The 15,896-nt window shown below is 61.1% G+C and carries 15 protein-coding genes and 1 tRNA gene; 10 read left to right on the forward strand and 6 right to left on the reverse strand.

Annotation, left to right across the window (positions count from 1 at the left end):
• Positions 1–71: 71 nt before the first annotated feature.
• On the reverse strand, positions 72–986 hold the full coding sequence (locus tag AAHA41_RS05905) for a DUF808 domain-containing protein (RefSeq protein WP_323070313.1): 915 nt from the start codon (positions 984–986) through the stop codon (positions 72–74).
• A 249-nt stretch (positions 987–1,235) separates the two neighbouring features.
• Between AAHA41_RS05905 and AAHA41_RS05910 the strand changes: the two genes are divergently transcribed.
• Entirely contained in the window at positions 1,236–1,838 is a 603-nt protein-coding gene (locus AAHA41_RS05910; protein WP_323070314.1) for a DUF924 family protein, read from the forward strand.
• Positions 1,839–1,926: 88 nt separating this feature from the next.
• On the opposite strand, the gene AAHA41_RS05915 is transcribed toward AAHA41_RS05910, so the two are convergent.
• The 4 genes from AAHA41_RS05915 to AAHA41_RS05930 all read right to left on the reverse strand — a co-directional run bounded on the left by AAHA41_RS05915 (position 1,927) and on the right by AAHA41_RS05930 (position 5,524).
• Complete coding sequence (locus AAHA41_RS05915; RefSeq protein ID WP_323070315.1) at positions 1,927–3,186, reverse strand: dicarboxylate/amino acid:cation symporter; 1,260 nt, start codon at positions 3,184–3,186, stop codon at positions 1,927–1,929.
• 204 nt (positions 3,187–3,390) lie between these two features.
• Positions 3,391–3,822, reverse strand: coding sequence for a hypothetical protein (locus tag AAHA41_RS05920; RefSeq protein WP_323070331.1), 432 nt, complete (start codon positions 3,820–3,822; stop codon positions 3,391–3,393).
• 168 nt (positions 3,823–3,990) lie between these two features.
• Positions 3,991–4,067, reverse strand: a tRNA-Pro gene (locus tag AAHA41_RS05925).
• 113 nt (positions 4,068–4,180) lie between these two features.
• The gene (locus AAHA41_RS05930; RefSeq protein ID WP_042033408.1) at positions 4,181–5,524 is read right to left on the reverse strand and encodes a dihydroorotase; all 1,344 of its coding nucleotides are present in this window, start codon (positions 5,522–5,524) and stop codon (positions 4,181–4,183) included.
• 80 nt (positions 5,525–5,604) lie between these two features.
• Here AAHA41_RS05930 and AAHA41_RS05935 point away from each other — a divergent pair, with 80 nt between their 5' ends.
• The gene (locus AAHA41_RS05935) at positions 5,605–6,480 is read left to right on the forward strand and encodes a 6-carboxytetrahydropterin synthase (protein WP_323070316.1); all 876 of its coding nucleotides are present in this window, start codon (positions 5,605–5,607) and stop codon (positions 6,478–6,480) included.
• Between the two features lie 69 nt (positions 6,481–6,549).
• Here AAHA41_RS05935 and AAHA41_RS05940 read toward each other — a convergent pair whose 3' ends face one another.
• Positions 6,550–8,562 carry a methyl-accepting chemotaxis protein gene (locus AAHA41_RS05940; RefSeq protein WP_323070317.1) on the reverse strand — a complete coding sequence of 671 codons (2,013 nt, stop codon included), beginning with the start codon at positions 8,560–8,562 and terminating at the stop codon, positions 6,550–6,552.
• A gap of 240 nt (positions 8,563–8,802) precedes the next feature.
• Here AAHA41_RS05940 and hinT point away from each other — a divergent pair, with 240 nt between their 5' ends.
• From hinT to secD, 8 genes are all read left to right on the forward strand, one after another.
• Positions 8,803–9,153, forward strand: a complete 351-nt coding sequence (gene hinT / locus AAHA41_RS05945) for a purine nucleoside phosphoramidase (RefSeq protein WP_071911579.1) — start codon at positions 8,803–8,805, stop codon at positions 9,151–9,153.
• A complete protein-coding gene (locus tag AAHA41_RS05950) occupies positions 9,153–10,589 on the forward strand; it encodes a hypothetical protein (protein WP_323070318.1) in 1,437 nt (478 codons plus the stop codon). Before hinT ends, AAHA41_RS05950 begins: the two co-directional genes overlap by 1 nt.
• A gap of 83 nt (positions 10,590–10,672) precedes the next feature.
• Positions 10,673–11,071: a YcfL family protein gene (locus AAHA41_RS05955; RefSeq protein WP_041209904.1), complete on the forward strand. Its 399-nt coding sequence runs from the start codon at positions 10,673–10,675 to the stop codon at positions 11,069–11,071.
• Positions 11,071–11,667 (forward strand): penicillin-binding protein activator LpoB, encoded by a 597-nt coding sequence (gene lpoB / locus AAHA41_RS05960; protein WP_323070319.1) that lies wholly within the window; start codon positions 11,071–11,073, stop codon positions 11,665–11,667. The genes AAHA41_RS05955 and lpoB overlap by 1 nt, the downstream gene beginning before the upstream one ends.
• A gap of 13 nt (positions 11,668–11,680) precedes the next feature.
• A complete protein-coding gene (locus tag AAHA41_RS05965) occupies positions 11,681–12,502 on the forward strand; it encodes a phosphotransferase (RefSeq protein ID WP_323070332.1) in 822 nt (273 codons plus the stop codon).
• A gap of 3 nt (positions 12,503–12,505) precedes the next feature.
• Positions 12,506–13,363, forward strand: coding sequence for a DUF6279 family lipoprotein (locus AAHA41_RS05970; RefSeq protein WP_201967560.1), 858 nt, complete (start codon positions 12,506–12,508; stop codon positions 13,361–13,363).
• A gap of 97 nt (positions 13,364–13,460) precedes the next feature.
• A complete protein-coding gene (locus AAHA41_RS05975; RefSeq protein WP_185227364.1) occupies positions 13,461–13,880 on the forward strand; it encodes a hypothetical protein in 420 nt (139 codons plus the stop codon).
• A 157-nt stretch (positions 13,881–14,037) separates the two neighbouring features.
• On the forward strand, positions 14,038–15,840 hold the full coding sequence (gene secD, locus AAHA41_RS05980; protein ID WP_323070320.1) for a protein translocase subunit SecD: 1,803 nt from the start codon (positions 14,038–14,040) through the stop codon (positions 15,838–15,840).
• Positions 15,841–15,896 lie beyond the last annotated feature (56 nt).

A 15,896-nucleotide genomic window follows, 5' to 3' on the forward strand; every position in this document is an offset into this window, starting at 1 on the left:
TGAAGATGTCAAACAGGGAGAGCTGGCCGCCAGCTCTTGTCGCTGGCGGCCCCGAAAGATAATGCAGGGTCTTATTTGGCTGGCTTGAGTTTGCTTACCAGCGTCATCGCCAGCACCAGCAGCAGGCCCGCCGCCACACCGGCCACGGTGTTGAGCAGAGTCGGCGTCACCACTGCCAGTACGGCCCCCACAGTGGGCAGAGTGGCGACAACAGCGGCGGCACCTTCAATGAGGTGATGGGCAAAAGGCCAACCATGCACCAGAATGCCGCCGCCCACCATAAACATGGCGATCGTCCCCACCAGCGCCAGCAGATGCATCAGCTTGGGCGCCGTACTCAGCAGTCCCTGCCCCACCGCGCGGCGCAGTGCCCCGCCATCCGGCTTTTTCAGAAGGTGCAGGCCGATATCATCCAGTTTGACAATCAACCCGACCAGCCCATAAACCCCGATGGTCATCAGCAGTGCGATACCCGCCACCACCGAGAGCTGCAGGGCGATGCTCGCCCCCTGTACTGTGCCAAGAGCGATGACGATGATCTCGGCGGAGAGGATAAAGTCGGTGCGGATCGCCCCCTTCACCTTCTGCTGCTCGAAGGCCACCAGATCGTCAGGAATGGGGCCGGCATGATGTTCTCCCTCCTCCTGATGAGGCAAAAACTTGTGCGCCAGCTTCTCGGCACCTTCAAAGCAGAGGTAGGCCCCCCCCAGCATCAAGAGCGGGGTAATGAGCCAGGGCACCAGGGCACTGATGGCGATGGCGGCGGGCACCAGAATCAACTTGTTGCGAAATGAGCCCTTGGCCACCGCCCACACCACCGGCAGCTCCCGCTCGGCACGCACTCCGGAGACCTGCTCCGCATTGAGGGCAAGATCGTCCCCCAACACCCCGGCGGTCTTCTTCGCCGCCATCTTGGTCATCAGCGCCACGTCATCAAGCACGCTGGCAATATCGTCGAGCAGGGCCAACAAACTGGTTCCGGCCATATCAGAGATTCCTTATATCAGTGAGAACAACCCCGGGAGAGAGGTGCGGTCTGATGACCATCAGGGTCAGCAGGGCCACCTCATGGCGATGGCAGGCCATCATCAGCCGCGCCTGGCAACCGTCGCTCGCCATCTGGGGTTACTTCTTTCGGGCAAAAGATGGCACAGTGTAACGAGAAGCTACCGTTTCGGCAGCACCCCGGAGCCATTTGTTATTGGCCCTCCTCAACACACCAGCAAGGAGTCCCCATGCAGCCCTGGCAACCTCTGCTCGATTTCTGGTTTGGCGACCCGGCCGACGACGCCCTGCGTGCCAAACGACAAGCCCCGCTCTGGTGGGGCAAAAGTCGCGAGACCGATGCCCTGCTGGCCCGGCGCTTTGGCGTGCAGGCAGAGGCGGCCGCCAACGGGGAGCTGGCCGACTGGGCCGAGCTGCCTCACGGCAGACTGGCGCTGATCCTGCTGCTCGACCAGTTGCCCCGCAATATCCATCGCGGCACACCCACCGCCTTTGCCCGGGATCCGCTCGCCCGCGAGCAGTGCCTCAAGGGGCTATCCCTTGGCATGGATCGGCAGCTCTCGCCGCTGGAGCGGGTCTTCTTCTATCTGCCGCTGGAACACGCAGAATCCCGCGAGCAGCAAGCCAGAAGCGTGGCCCTGTTTGAAGAGCTGGCGGCCGAGCAGGCGCATTCCCCAGCGAACGAGACCTTCGCTGGCTTTGCCGACTTTGCCCGCCGCCATCAGGTGATCATCGAACGCTTTGGCCGCTTCCCCCACCGTAACGACATTCTGGGTCGCACCTCGACGCCGGAAGAGGCGACGTTTTTGCTGCAACCCGGTTCGGGCTTCTAAACCGGCCAGCCATAAAAAAATCCCCGCCATGATCATGACGGGGATTTCTCTTTGCACCGGCCAACCCTCTGGTCAGCTCAAGCCACGCTTATGCCTTGGCTGGTTCACTCTCGCCCAGCTCTGCGGTCTCACCCAGACTGTCTTCGGTCTTGGCGACTACGCTGGCGGCGATGGCGTTGCCCAGCACGTTGGTGGCAGAGCGACCCATATCGAGGAAGTGGTCGATACCCAGCAACAGCAGGATGCCCGCTTCCGGGATATGGAACTGGTTCAGGGTTGCAGCAATCACCACCAGAGAAGCGCGCGGCACCCCGGCCATCCCCTTGGAGGTGACCATCAGCAGCAGCAGCATGGTGATCTGCTGGGCGGTGGAGAGCTCGATGCCATAAGCCTGAGCGATGAACATCACCGCGAAGGTGCAGTACATCATGGAGCCGTCGAGGTTGAAGGAGTAACCCATCGGCAGCACGAAACTGGCGATGCGTTTGTCACAACCGAACTTCTCCAGACGATCCAGGGTCTTCGGATAGGCAGCTTCAGAGCTGGCGGTAGAGAAGGCAAGCAGGATGGGTTCGCGGATCATCGCCAGCAGCTTGATGATGCGACCACGCAGGAAGGCGCCACCCATGGCGATCAGCAGCAGCCAGAGGCAGCCAAGGGCGATGTAGAACTGGGCCATGAAGCTGCCGTAGGTAACCAGAATACCCAGCCCCTCTTTGGCCACCATGGCGGCAATGGCGCCAAACACCGCGAACGGCGCAAAGTTCATCACGTAGCCGGTCACTTTCAGCATGATCTCGGCAGCACTGGCCATCAGCACCACCACCGGTTTGGCCAGATCGCCCAGCGCCGCAGCGGCCAGACCAAAGAACAGGGAGAAGACCACGATCTGCAGGATCTCATTGGTGGCCATCGCCTCGACCACGCTTTTCGGAATGGCGTGGGTCACGAAATCTTTCAGGGTAATCGCGCCGGCAGAGATGCCAGAGGTAGCGGCATCATTTGGCAGGGAGAGGGAGAGACCCACACCCGGCTGCATCAGGGTGACCATCACCAGACCCAGGCTCAGGGAGAGCAGGGAGGCCAGCATGAACCAGCCGAGGGTTTTGGCGCCGATACGACCCACGGTGCGGGTATCGCCCATCTTGGCGATGCCGACCACCAGGGTGGTGAAGACCAATGGCGCGATGATCATCTTGATCAGTCGCAGGAAGATATCGGTCAGGATCGTGATGTTGTTTGCAAAGTCTGCCGCCTGATCGGCAGCAAACAGGCGATAGCCCTGGCCGGTAAGAATGCCAAGCAACATCGAAATGAGGATGGCGACCGTCAGTTTATTCATTTTCATGGGGGAGTCCCGGTTTTGATTGGTGCAAGCCGTTGACAGTGGCATGGGAGCCACTACAGTCCGTTTTTGTGATCCGAGCCGTTGATTCCTGGCGGCTGGTATGCTGGGAGAATGCCTAAAAGCAGGGGGTAAATCTAGAGGCTTACTCCAGAATTTTATGCTGCTGTTAGATGTATGTGATATGGATCTTGCAACAAACCGATATTAATCACCGCTTATTTTAATATCAGCAAGATATTTGGTGGAAAGCGACTGTTCATTAATTGCCCGCTTTAGCAACCGGAAGGTAAGCAGGGCCGAGATGGTGTGTTGTACCTGCATCTGCGCCATGAAGGTGTCCGGCTCATCCTCGTCAAAGCCGAACATGGGGCGCTCCGGGGTCACCCTTATCGCATCGCGCGCAATGGTCAGCTCCTCCACCTGCAGCATGGGGTAACCCTCCCGCTGCGCCAGCGCCCCTGCCCGCTTGAGCACATATTTGCGGGCCGTCTCCCTGTCCACCAGATCGTTGCCGACAAACTCCAGCTGCCACTTGTCGGGCGCAAGGCGGGTCTCGGAAAAGCCGGTGCGACCGTTCCAGAACGACTTCTCCTGCTGATATGGCGTGGCACAGCCACCGAGCAGCAGGGAGAGCAAAACCAGAGATCGCCAGATGGATGCAGAGAGAGACACGATAACCCCCGTCAGGGCAGAAGAGTGTCGCTACTACAGCACAGCGCAAGGGGGATAGACAATCGCAGCAACGGCAAAGAGCAGAAAAGAAAAAAGGCCTTGTCGTTTGACAAGGCCTTTTCCGGGGAATGATGGTCGGCGTGAGAGGATTTGAACCTCCGACCCCTGACACCCCATGACAGTGCGCTACCTGGCTGCGCTACACGCCGACGAAGTCAGTCTGAGCTGACGGGGGCTGAGTTTATGGAGATGGCCCTGCCCTGTCAACAAAGAAACGCCGCCAATTCCCCGACAATGGTGCGTTCGCCTGCTTTGCGAACAATCAGCGGTTAAAGGTCAGCCGCTTGCCCAGGATCTGGTCAGTGACCTGCCCGTTTTGCCAGGCGATCTGGCCGTTCACCAGCGTCATCTCCACCGTGCTGTGGAAACGGTAGCCGTTGAAGGGCGACCAGCCACAGTGGTAGAGGATGTTGTCATCGTTGACCACGTAGGGCTTGCCCAGATCCAGCAGCACCAGATCGGCAAAATAGCCCTCGCGGATGTAGCCGCGATCCTGCACCTGGAAACGCTCGGCCACCGCATGGGAGGTCTTCTTGACGATAGTCTCCAGAGTGAACACGCCGTTATGGTAGAGCTCCAGCAATGCCTGCAGGGAGTGCTGCACCAGCGGCACACCGGACGGCGCCTTGAAGTAGCTGTTCTGCTTCTCCTCCCAGGTGTGGGGGGCGTGGTCGGTGGCGATGATGTCGAGCACGTCATTGCGCACCGCATCGAGCAGCGCGTGCTGATCGGCCGCGCTCTTCACCGCCGGGTTGCACTTGATCTGGCTACCGAGGGTGTCGTAATCGGCTTCGTTGAAGAACAGATGGTGAACACACACCTCGGCGGTGATGTTCTTGTCTTTCAGTTCACTGAGATCGTGACTGGCGGTAAAGAGCGACAGCTCCTTGGCCGAGGTCAGATGCAGCACATGCAGCTTGGCACCGTACTGCTTGGCCAGCGCCACCGCCATGCTGGAGGATTTGTAGCACGCCTCGTCACTGCGAATGCGACCATGCTCGCCCATCGGCACATTCTCGCCCCACTTGGCCCGCGCCGCCTCTTCGGCTTTGGCGATGGTCGGGGTGTCTTCGCAGTGAGTAACGATCATCACCGGGCTCTCGCGGAAAATGGCCGCCAGGGTCTCCTGATTGTCCACCAGCATGTTGCCAGTCGAGGAGCCCATAAACACCTTGACCCCACAGGACTGCTTGGGATCGAGTCGCTTGATCTCTTCCAGGTTGTCGTTGGTTGCACCGAGATAGAAGCTGTAGTTGGCGACGGAGGAGTTGGCGGCGATCTGGTATTTGGCTTCGAGGGCGTCGAGGGTGGTGGTCTGGGGATTGACGTTGGGCATTTCCATGAAACTGGTGGTACCACCGGCGACGGCGGCCCGGGATTCACTGGCGATGGTCCCCTTGTGGGTCAGCCCCGGCTCCCGGAAGTGGACCTGATCATCGATCATTCCGGGGATGAGGTGGCGACCTGCGGCATCGATCACCACCGCATCATGCGCGTCGATATCGGGTGCGATGCGGGCAATCCGTTCCCCCTCGATCAACACGTCGGAGGCATAGATACGGCCTTCGTTGACCAGGGTGGCATTCTTGATAAGCAGTTTGTTCATGGGGGGTTCCAGTTCCTTTGCCGATAATCGCGGGTCATAATAGCGCAAAACTGCCCTTTCTCTGTAGCAAGGCCTGACTGATGAAGTTATTTGTAAGAGATTTGACCGTGATCGACTCCAGCTACCTGTGCGAACGCCGCGGCATGGTGGGTGAGAGCTGGCTGGTAGATATCGAAATGAGCGGCGAGCTCAACGAGATGAGCATGTTGCTGGACTTCGGCCGGGTAAAGAAGCTGATCAAGTCGATCATCGATGACGAGGTGGATCACAAGCTGCTGGTCCCGAACGAGTGCCCTCTGGTGCATGTCGAAACGCTGGAAGATGGCGAGAGCTGCGTTGATCTGCTGCGCCCCGGCCGCTCCATCCACCTGCGCTGCCCGACCCAGGGTTTTGCCTTTATCCCTGCCCCGCAGGTCGATAAAGAGTCAGTCACCCGCTACCTGCTGGCGGTGCTGGCCAAACGGCTGCCGGGCAACATCAAGGATCTGTCGCTGACCCTGCGTCAGGAAGCCATCGACGGCCCCTTCTATCACTACAGCCACGGCCTGAAGAAGCACGATGGCAACTGCCAGCGTATCGCCCACGGCCACCGCTCCCCCATCGAGATCCACATTGATGGCGAGCGTGATGGCGAGCTGGAGCTTAACTGGGCCGAACGCTGGGCCGATATCTATCTCGGCACCGATGAAGATAAAGTTGCCCTCGCAGAGCTGGCCCTCAGTGCCCGTGCCAACGTTCAGCTGGGTGAACACCACACCGGCTTCAAATATGTGGCTCCACAGGGGCTGTTCCAGCTGGCCATCCCCACCACCGAGGTAGAGATGATCGACACCGACACCACGGTCGAGCTGCTGGCCTGCTACATCGCCCGTGAAGTGAAGAAGATGGTGGGCGACAAGTTCGTCAAGATTGTTGCCTATGAAGGGGTCGGCAAGGGCGCCATCGCCTACGCCTGATCCTCTTGTCACTGTCACAAACAACAAGGCCCCGCATCTGCGGGGCCTTGTTGTTTCAGCCTGTTGCCATCAGGCGCTCAGGCGGAAGCGCTTGACCAGGCTCTCCTGCTGCTCGGCGAGGGAGTCGAGCTGCTGGCTGGTCCGGGCCACCCGCTCGATCCCCTGGTAGTTGAGATCCGAGATATCGGAGATACGGTTGAGGTTGGTAGCGATGTCGGCGCTGGTCGCCTGCTGCTGTTCGGCGGCGGAGGCAATCTGGCTCGACATGTCGCTGATGAGCACCACGATCCCCTGCACCTCCTCCATGGCGTTGTTGGCGTGGGAGCTCTGATCCATGCAGCTGTCCATCTCGCGGGAGCACTCCTGCATCACGGTCACCGCTCTGGCGACCCCCTGCTGCAGGTTCTCGATCATGGTCTGGATCTCGCTGGTGGATTGCGCGGTGCGCCCCGCCAGACTGCGCACCTCGTCCGCCACCACGGCAAATCCACGCCCCTGCTCGCCTGCGCGCGCCGCCTCGATGGCCGCATTGAGTGCCAACAGGTTGGTCTGCTCGGCGATGCCGCGAATGACATCGAGGATGTTGCCGATCTGGCTGCTCATGCTGCTCACATCGCCAATCACCTTGCCGGTCTGTTGCAGCTTGCCCGCCAGCTGATGGGTGGTGGTGATATTGCCCGCCATCACCTTGCGCCCCATCTCGGAGGCCTTCTCCACATCCATCACCCGCTCCAGAGTCTGGTTGGCAGCCTGCGCCACCTCGCGTACCGAAGCTTCCATCTGGGTCATGGCGGCGGCGACCGAGGCGGTCTCCTGCCGCTGTTTCTCCAGATCGGCCCGCACCGATTCGGTGGTATGGCGGTTGCCATGGGCGGCATCGTTAAGCTGGGCAGATGCGTTGGATAGCTGGGCCAGCACCTCCCCCATCTGTTCGATCAGCAGGTTGAGCTGGCTGCCCAGCTGGCCAAATTCGTTCTTGCTCTGAAAGCCGATGCGCTGGGTCATGTCGCCGCGAGTCACCTCGGAGAGGACTCGCAGCAGCTCCCGCAGCGGACGGCGGATCGCCTTGCCCAGGGTGTAGGCCACCAGCATGGCGATCAGAATGGCGACCACTATGCTCGCCCCCTGAGTCAAAGTGCTCTGGCGCTGCACCTCTTTGGCATGCTGGATACTGCCGTTCATCAGCTGCTGGCTGCTCGCTGTCATCCGCTCCAGCCGGTTCTGGATCTCGACGATAAGAGCGCTGGCCTGCTTGCTCTTCTCCCGCATCAGCTCCTGCTGCTTCATCAGCGCCAGATACTGGGCCAGCACCCCTTCGCTGGCGGTGGTGTCGCGCACGAAGCCGTGAACATAATGGCCCATGTCGTTCTCGAAATTCTTGAGCTCACCCTGCAGATCCTTGATGGTGCTGTTGAACCCCTCGATCTGCATCTTGTTGCGCTTGAGCGCCCCTTCGATGGGAGCCGGGATGGTCTGGTTGAGGGCGTCCATGGTGGAGAGTTCGATGGCGGAGAGCTTGGTGGTCAGGGTCTCGGAGAGCATCTTGATGAAGCTGTCGTCGATGGTGATCATCATGTCACCCAGATTCTTCTTGAACTGGGGCAGGCTGACCTGAAACTGCCCCTTGGCCAGATTGACCTTGTGCAATCGGGTGAGCAGCGCCTCGTGCTCACCCGGCAGGGTATCGGTCAGTTCCAGATAACTCGCCACCTGCTCGCCAAGGGCGGTCATCTCGCCCTGCAGCTCGGGGTGTTCGGCCACCTGCTGACGCAAGGCGGCCAGGGTCTTGTCGACCTGCGCCTTGGCCTGTTTCAGCTCGGCCACTTCGGCCGGCAGCTGTTTGGGGTCCTGCTCGGTCAGCACATCCCCGAGCCACTTGTTGGCACTGAGTAGGCTGATCTGGGTCTGACTGCTGGCGATCACCAGCGGCATCGACTGCTGGGTAACCTGTTCCAGCGCCCCGCCGAGGGTCTCCTGACTACGAAATGTGAGCAGTGAGCTGGCCACCATCACGGCCACCAGAATAGCGAAGCCGAGATAGACCCGCTGCAAGATGGAGAGATCCGACATTGATTGTTTCATTATTATCCCGCTGTATATGCAAAAGTCCCTTGCCTGAGTACCCCGTCCTTTTGATACCCTGCAGACCACCCTGAACAGGCGCTACAGATGACGTCCCTCCGGCTATCGGTATTTTTAACAATAACTGAAGGGAATGGGACATCAGCTGTGTCAAATCTCGGCTTGTGTCACACTTGCCGTGCAGCGCGGAGCCGCTTGGGATCCAAATTCGATTTTCTTTTTCTCATAAGGGAGTTAGCCATGGCGCAAGAAACCATTTTCAGCAAAATCATCCGCAAAGAGATCCCCGCCGACATCCTTTATCAGGACGATCTGGTGACCGCTTTCCGGGACATCCAGCCCAAGGCCAAGACCCACGTGCTGATCATTCCCAATGTGCTGATCCCCACCGTCAACGATGTGGAGCCGGAGCACGAGCAGGCCCTTGGCCGGATGTTCACCGTGGCCCGCAAACTCGCCGCCGACGCGGGCATTGCCGAGGATGGCTACCGCCTCATCATGAACTGCAACCGCCACGGCGGGCAGGAGGTCTACCACATCCACATGCATCTGGTCGGTGGCCAGCCGCTGGGACCGCTGCTCAGCCTGTAATGACTCGCCACATCGCTACCTGCCGCAGCGCCCTGCTGCTCTGCGGCACCCTGCTGTTGCTGGGGGGCTGCGCCTCCCGCTGGCAAGACATGTTCGTCTCCTACTCCGATCAGATGGTGCCGCTGCGCAACCAGCTGCTGCTGGGCCATGCCGCCGAGGCGCTGCCCGAGGTGCGCGACTCCAGCCTCGGCGATGACACCTTTGTCCTCGATCGCCTTGAAGAGGGGCGCATCTCCTGGCTCGCCGGTCAGGATGCGGGTAGCAAGCAGGCGTTTTCTGCCGCCGACAGTCGCCTTCAGTGGGAGGACAATCAGGCCGAATACCGGCTGAGCCACGGTCTGGATCAGGTGGGCAGCCTGCTCACCAACGACCAGTCGATGGCCTACCTCACCCCCGATTACGAACGCACCATGCTGCACCACTATCTGGCCCTCAACTACCTGCAACGAGGGGATGCCGATGGCGCCCTGGTGGAGGTACGCCGGGCCAATCAGGTGCAGGAGCAGGCCCTGAAACGGCGAGCTGACGAGGTGCGCAAGGCAAAGGATGAGAGCGAAGAGGCCGAGACCGAGGGGGAGATGCGCCAGCTGATGTCGCGCGGTGCACCCGAGCTCGACCGGCTGATCGGCAAGGTCAAGAACGGTTTTCAGAACGCCTATACCTTCTACTTCTCCGCCGTGCTCTATGAGGCTGCGGGGGATCTCAACGACGCCTGGGTCGATTACCAGCGCGGCTACCAGATAGCGCCGGACAACCGCAGCCTGCAGGATGCCTTGCTGCGTCTGGCGGTGCTGCGCGGCGCGCCGGACGAGATCCGCGCGACCGAGAAAAAAGTGGGTCGCAAAGCGCCACCACTCACTAAAAATCAGGGCCAACTGGTGGTGCTGTTTGAAGATGGCCTGATCCCGGCGCGGCGCGAACTCTTCCTGCCGCTGCCCATCTCCACCTCCCGCGGCGATTTTCGCACCTTTACCGTCGCCATCCCCTATTACGATAATCGGGCCAGCGACACGGGGCCGCTCACAGTCACGCTCGGCAAACGGGTCGAGCAGACCAGCGAGCTGGTCAGGCTGGAAGCGCTGGCCGCCAAGGATCTGCAGGAGCGGCTGCCCGGTATGCTGACCCGCCAGGCGCTGCGGCTGGTGGCCAAGGAGCAGATGCGCCGCACCGCCGCCAAAGAGGGGGGCGATGTGGGCAATATTCTGGTGGGGATCTTCAACACCCTCTCGGAACGAGCCGATACCCGCAGCTGGCTGACACTGCCGGCGCAGGCATCGAGCTGGCAGGGGATGGTGCCGGCGGGTGAGGTGAACCTCACTCTGGGAGCGGGTGCCGCCCAGCGCCAGTTGCCGCTGACCATTCATAGCGGCCGCACCACCCTGGTGTGGGTTCAGCGCCTCGGCGCCGGCCTGACCACCCGGGTGATGCCGCTCTGAGCAGGCGGCGAAGAGAGATGAGCAAGACGATTAACCGGGCAGCCCCCAGTGCTGCCCCACTCACTCCAATCAAGGAGAGCAAGATGAAAGCATACGGGTTGGCCCTCGGGCTCGCGCTGCTGCTGACCGGCTGCGCCACCAACACCTCCGGCGTGGCGCTCTATGGGGCACCGGGCGCCGCAGCGGTGGCGGAGCAGCATCAAAACGTCAACGTTACCCTGACCGAGCTGAGCCGCCGTGAACAGAACGGACTGCTGCAGGTCAATGTGGCCGCCGCCAGCACCCAGCGTGGCGACAACAAGCTGCAATATATGTTCTATTGGTATGATGAGGCCGGTCAGGAGGTCGCCAGCGACGGTCGTGGCTGGACACCGCTCAAGCTGCATGGCTATCAGACCCGCACCCTGTCTGCCCTGGCGCCGAGCCCGACCGCCCGCGGTTACCGGATTTATGTACGTGAAGTGATTGAGGAATCCTACTGATGAAAATGAATCATGCCCTGCTGATCCTGACCGGCGCCCTGCTGCTGGGCGGCTGCTCCAGCACCACTGTCAGCTACGGTGATCCGACCGAAACCGAAACGGTCACCGTCGATTACGGCTCAAGCGATCTGCAGGCCATTGCCGACAAGATGGCGGATTCCATGCTGGCCTCCCCTGCCACCAGCGAGATCACCGCCGGCGGTCGTCCGGTAATGTTCATGGACTCCATCCGCAACAAGACCTCCGAGCACATCGATACTGAAGCTATCACCGACCCCATCCGCACCAAGTTGCTGCGGGCCGGCAAGTTCCGCTTCGTCGACATGAGCAAGGTTGCCGCCGTCAAGCAGCAGCTCGAATATCAGCAGAACAGCGGCATGGTTGATCCCGCCTCCATGGTGCGGCTTGGCAAGCAGACCGGTGCCCGCTACATGGTCTATGGCAACCTCGCGAGCATCGTCAAGGACAATGGCAAGGTGAAGGATGTCTACTACCAGATGACCATGAACCTGATGGACCTGCAAAGCGGCGAGCTGCTCTGGGCTGACCAGAAAGAGATCCGCAAGCAGGCGAAGAAGTCCACCTTTGGCTGGTAAGACTGACCCGGTAATGCTCGCCCCCGACGCTTTGCTCGCCACGCTGCCCGTCCCATGGTGGGACGGGGCTCTCGAGCCGCTCGGCGCGGGCCTCACCAACAGCAACTATCGACTGCGCCTCCCTTCGGGGCGCAGTTACTTTTTGCGCCAAGGCCACCCGGACCCGGTGCGCCTTGGCATCGACCGGGCCACCGAGTGGCAGCTCTATCAGGGAGCAATGGCCGAAGGGCTGGCCCTGCCCTGTCACTACAAGGACCCCGCCAGCGGCCTGATGCTGCTGGAGTGGTGCGATGAGCCAAACTGGCTAGAGGCTGCGCCCCCCGTCGCCGAACAGCCCCGTTTGCTGGCTGAGGTGCTGCGCAAGCTGCATCGCCTCCCCCTACCCACCGTGGTGATGGCGGTACGGGCCCACGCTGCCGGTTATCGCGCACGGTTGGCTCAGGTACCGACCTGGTTGCCGGCACTGGAGCGCAGCCTGCTTGCCAGCCGCGAACCCGACGATTGCTGGCGACCTTGCCACCATGATCTCAATCCGGCTAACTTGTTGGGTCACGCGCCCTGGGTTATCGACTGGGAGTACGGTGCGGCAGGCCATCCCGGCTTTGAGGTGGCCAGCATCCAGCGCACCCACGACTGGCCCGAAGAGCAGCGCCTGGCGCTGGAGGAGCACTATGTGCGCACACTCCCGCGCCATGAGTGGCCCGATTTTCAGAGCGAGGCGTTTATCCCCTGGGTCGACTATATCGGTCTGCTCTGGGCCCTGCTGATGGCGGAACAAGACGCTTCGCCCGACTACGACACACTGATTACCCTCAACCGGCAACGACTGGAGTGACAGATGATCAACAAGGTGTGCTGGCACAAGCCAAAAACCTGGGGTCTGCTACTGCTCGGCCTGCTGCTGACCGGCTGCTCGACCCGGGTCATCTACTACTGGATTGATACCGCCATCATCTGGCAGCTGGACGACTATTTCGTCCTCACCTCCCCCCAGAAGGATCTGCTGAGCCGCGAGGTCAAAGGGCTGATGGCATGGCACCGCCAGCACGAGCTGCCCCGCTACGCCCGGGATCTCGATACCCTCGCCAAAGCGGTGGCCAGCCCCATGACGCCGGAGCAGATCTCCACCAATCTCGATGCGGTGCAGCAGAGCCTGACCCGCACCCTGGAGAACGCCATTCCCCGCACCGTCAGGCTGGCGAGCACCCTGAGCGATGAGCAGGTGACCCGCTTCATGGCCGATCGGCTCAAGCGCCAGCAGGAGCGGCAGCAGGAGTTCGCCAGTGAACCCAAAGAGAAGATGCTGGCGGAGTTTCGCGACAAGATGAACCAGCGCCTCGAGTACTGGATTGGTGAAGTGAAACCGGCGCAAGCGCCACTGGTGGCCCAATGGGCCGAGTGGCAGTACGAGCTGATGCCCCCCTGGCTCGAGTTCCAGACCTCCTGGACCAAAGAGCTGGACAGGTTGATGCAGCAGCGTCAGAGCCCCGATTTCACCCGCGAGCTGACCGAGCTGCTGGCACAGGGGGATGGCATGATGGATGGCCGCTTCACCGGTTATACTGAGCAGTCGCGCCAGCGCACCGTCAACTGGCTCTGCGCCATGAGTCAGTCGCTGGATCTGGCCCAGCGGGCCCATCTCTACTCCCTGCTCAAGGGCTATGCCCGCGATTTCCAGCAGATGACCGGTAGCTGACCAAGGGGCTTCAGAATAATCCTAATTGGGCGGCAAGGGTTGTCCCGCCTGCGCCGCCTGTGGTAGTTTCCCCTTTCCATTTATCGGGAATACCCTTTTGCGCCTTATCGACAAAGTCAAACTGGGGCTGGTGGCACTCGTTGTCTCGCTCACTCTGCTTTGTTCCATCAATGTGATGGAAGGCCCGCTGCTACCCGATCAGCAACAGACCCAGAGCTTCTCGCAAGCGAGCGAGAGCGACGATGGTGTCATCAAATTTGTGGCGACCAACCAGAATCACCTGCTGCGTTTTGAGCAGTCCCTGCGCAGTGACAACCAGCCCAAAAATGTGGTCTACGAACTGATCCAGAGCTGGTCTGCCCAGGCGATTCTGCTGGTGCTGCTTGGCTGGCTGTTGCTCGCCGCCCAGCTCTACCACAAGCAGCTCTTTCGCGATCCCTTCGCCACTATTCACCGCCACCGGCTGCAGCGCCAGTATCTGCAGTACCGCTTCACCCAGAGCTATCTGAGCGCCTAACCCCGAGGGGTTGGCACATCCACTGTTTGCTCATCTCCTCCTTCTGACGGATCCCGCTTCGGCCTGATCCGCACTTGATGCATCCCTTTTTCTGCGCCTTGCCGAGCCTTGATGCTATCGGCCTGCGCACCATTCTCCTGACAGAGGCCAATTTGCCATGAGAAAAACCAGTCATACCCTTCTCAACCGCATGAGCAAGTGGCAGTACGCCCTACTGCTGCTCATGCTGCTGACCTTTACCTTCTATTCGCTGCCGACCTTTTTTGGCGAGCAGCCCTCTCTTGGTCTGCACGGGCAGCAGAGCCTGACCACCAAACAGCAGATGCTGCTGACCGACAACCACCTGACCCCGGCCAAGATCATCGAACAACCGGAGCGGGTCGAGCTGGTCTTTGCCAGCCAGAGCGAACAGCAAAGAGCCAAACAACTGCTGGAGCAGCAGGGCCTCGACAGCGCAGCGCTGACGCTGGAGTTCCACTCCAACGCCCCGACCTGGATCAGCCGCCTTGGCGCCGATCCCATCAAGCTCGGCCTCGATCTGCGCGGCGGCTCCCAGCTGCTGATCGGGGTCGATGTCGATTTCGTTCTCGATGCCCAGACCAAGAATCTGGTCGACACCCTGCGCACCCGCTTCCGTGAAGCCAATCTGCGCGGAGCCGGCGTGGCCCGGGCCGATCTGGGCAGCGTCAATGTCACCCTGCCGGAAGCTGACGATCAGAGTGGCTGGATCACCATCATCAAGGAGAGTGCCGGTACCCGTCAGGATCAGTGGAAAATGACCCGCAGCGGCAACCAGCTCAAGCTGGTGCTGAGCGAGGCCGAGCGCACCCAGCTCATCAACAACGCCGTGACCCAGAACCTCTCCATCCTCAAGAAGCGGATCAACGAACTCGGCATCGTCGAAGCCTCGGTACAACGTCAGGGTCAGGATGGCATCCGCATCGAGCTGCCGGGCGTGCACAATCCCAAGCAGGCGAAAGAGGTGATCGGGGCGACCGCATCGCTGGCCTTCTACGAGGCCAAGGCTGACAGCCACTTCTACATCGCCGATCGCAACGGTCAGGCCGTCGGCATGGCGCGCCGGCCAGTGCTGACCGGCGAACACATCGTCGATGCCCGCGCCAACATGGGCGAGATGGGTCAGCCGCAGGTAAACATCGTGCTCGACACCCTGGGCGGCAACAAGATGAACCAGTTCAGCCGCCAGCATGTGGGCAAACCGATGGCGACCGTCTTCACCGAGTACAAGACCAATGCCCAGGGCAAGCTGCGCGCCCAGAGCGAGGTGATCAACGTCGCCACCATCCAGACAGCCCTTGGCAACCAGTTCCGCATCACCGGGATTGGCAGTCTGCCGGAAGCGCAGGAGCTCGCCATGTTGCTGCGCGCCGGTGCCCTCACCGCACCGCTCAAGATCCTGGAAGAGCGCAGTATTGGCCCGACCCTCGGGATGCAGAATATCGAAGCGGGCTTCACCGCCCTCGGGTTTGGCATGGCAGGCATGATGCTGTTCATGATGGTCTGGTATCGCAAGTTCGGCTGGGTCGCCATCACCGCGCTGGTCGCCAACCTGCTGATGCAGGTCGGCATGCTGGCAGTGCTGCCGGGGGCCGTGCTGACCCTGCCGGGGATCGCCGGTCTGGTGCTGACGGTGGGGATGGCGGTGGATACCCACGTGCTCATCTTCGAGCGGATCAAGGATCGCCTGCGTGACGGCGGCTCGCTGGCCAACGCCATCGACTTTGGCTATCGCTCGGCATTTCGCACCATCTTCGATGCCAACATCACCACGCTCATCTGCGCCGTGGTGCTCTACTCCATCGGTTCCGGGCCGCTGCAAGGCTTCTCCATCACCCTCATTCTGGGGCTTATCTCCAGCATGGTGACCGGGATCTGGGGCACACGCGCCATCATCAACCCCCTGTGGGGCCGCAGCAGCGAGCGCACGCTGAAGGTGTAACGGGGCGAACCGCCCCCTGATGAGCGGATCCGGCAACGCCACCGGCCATGGAGATG

The organism is Aeromonas sp. SER (genome assembly GCF_038739615.1).
Taxonomy (GTDB): Bacteria; Pseudomonadota; Gammaproteobacteria; order Enterobacterales; family Aeromonadaceae; genus Aeromonas; species Aeromonas jandaei.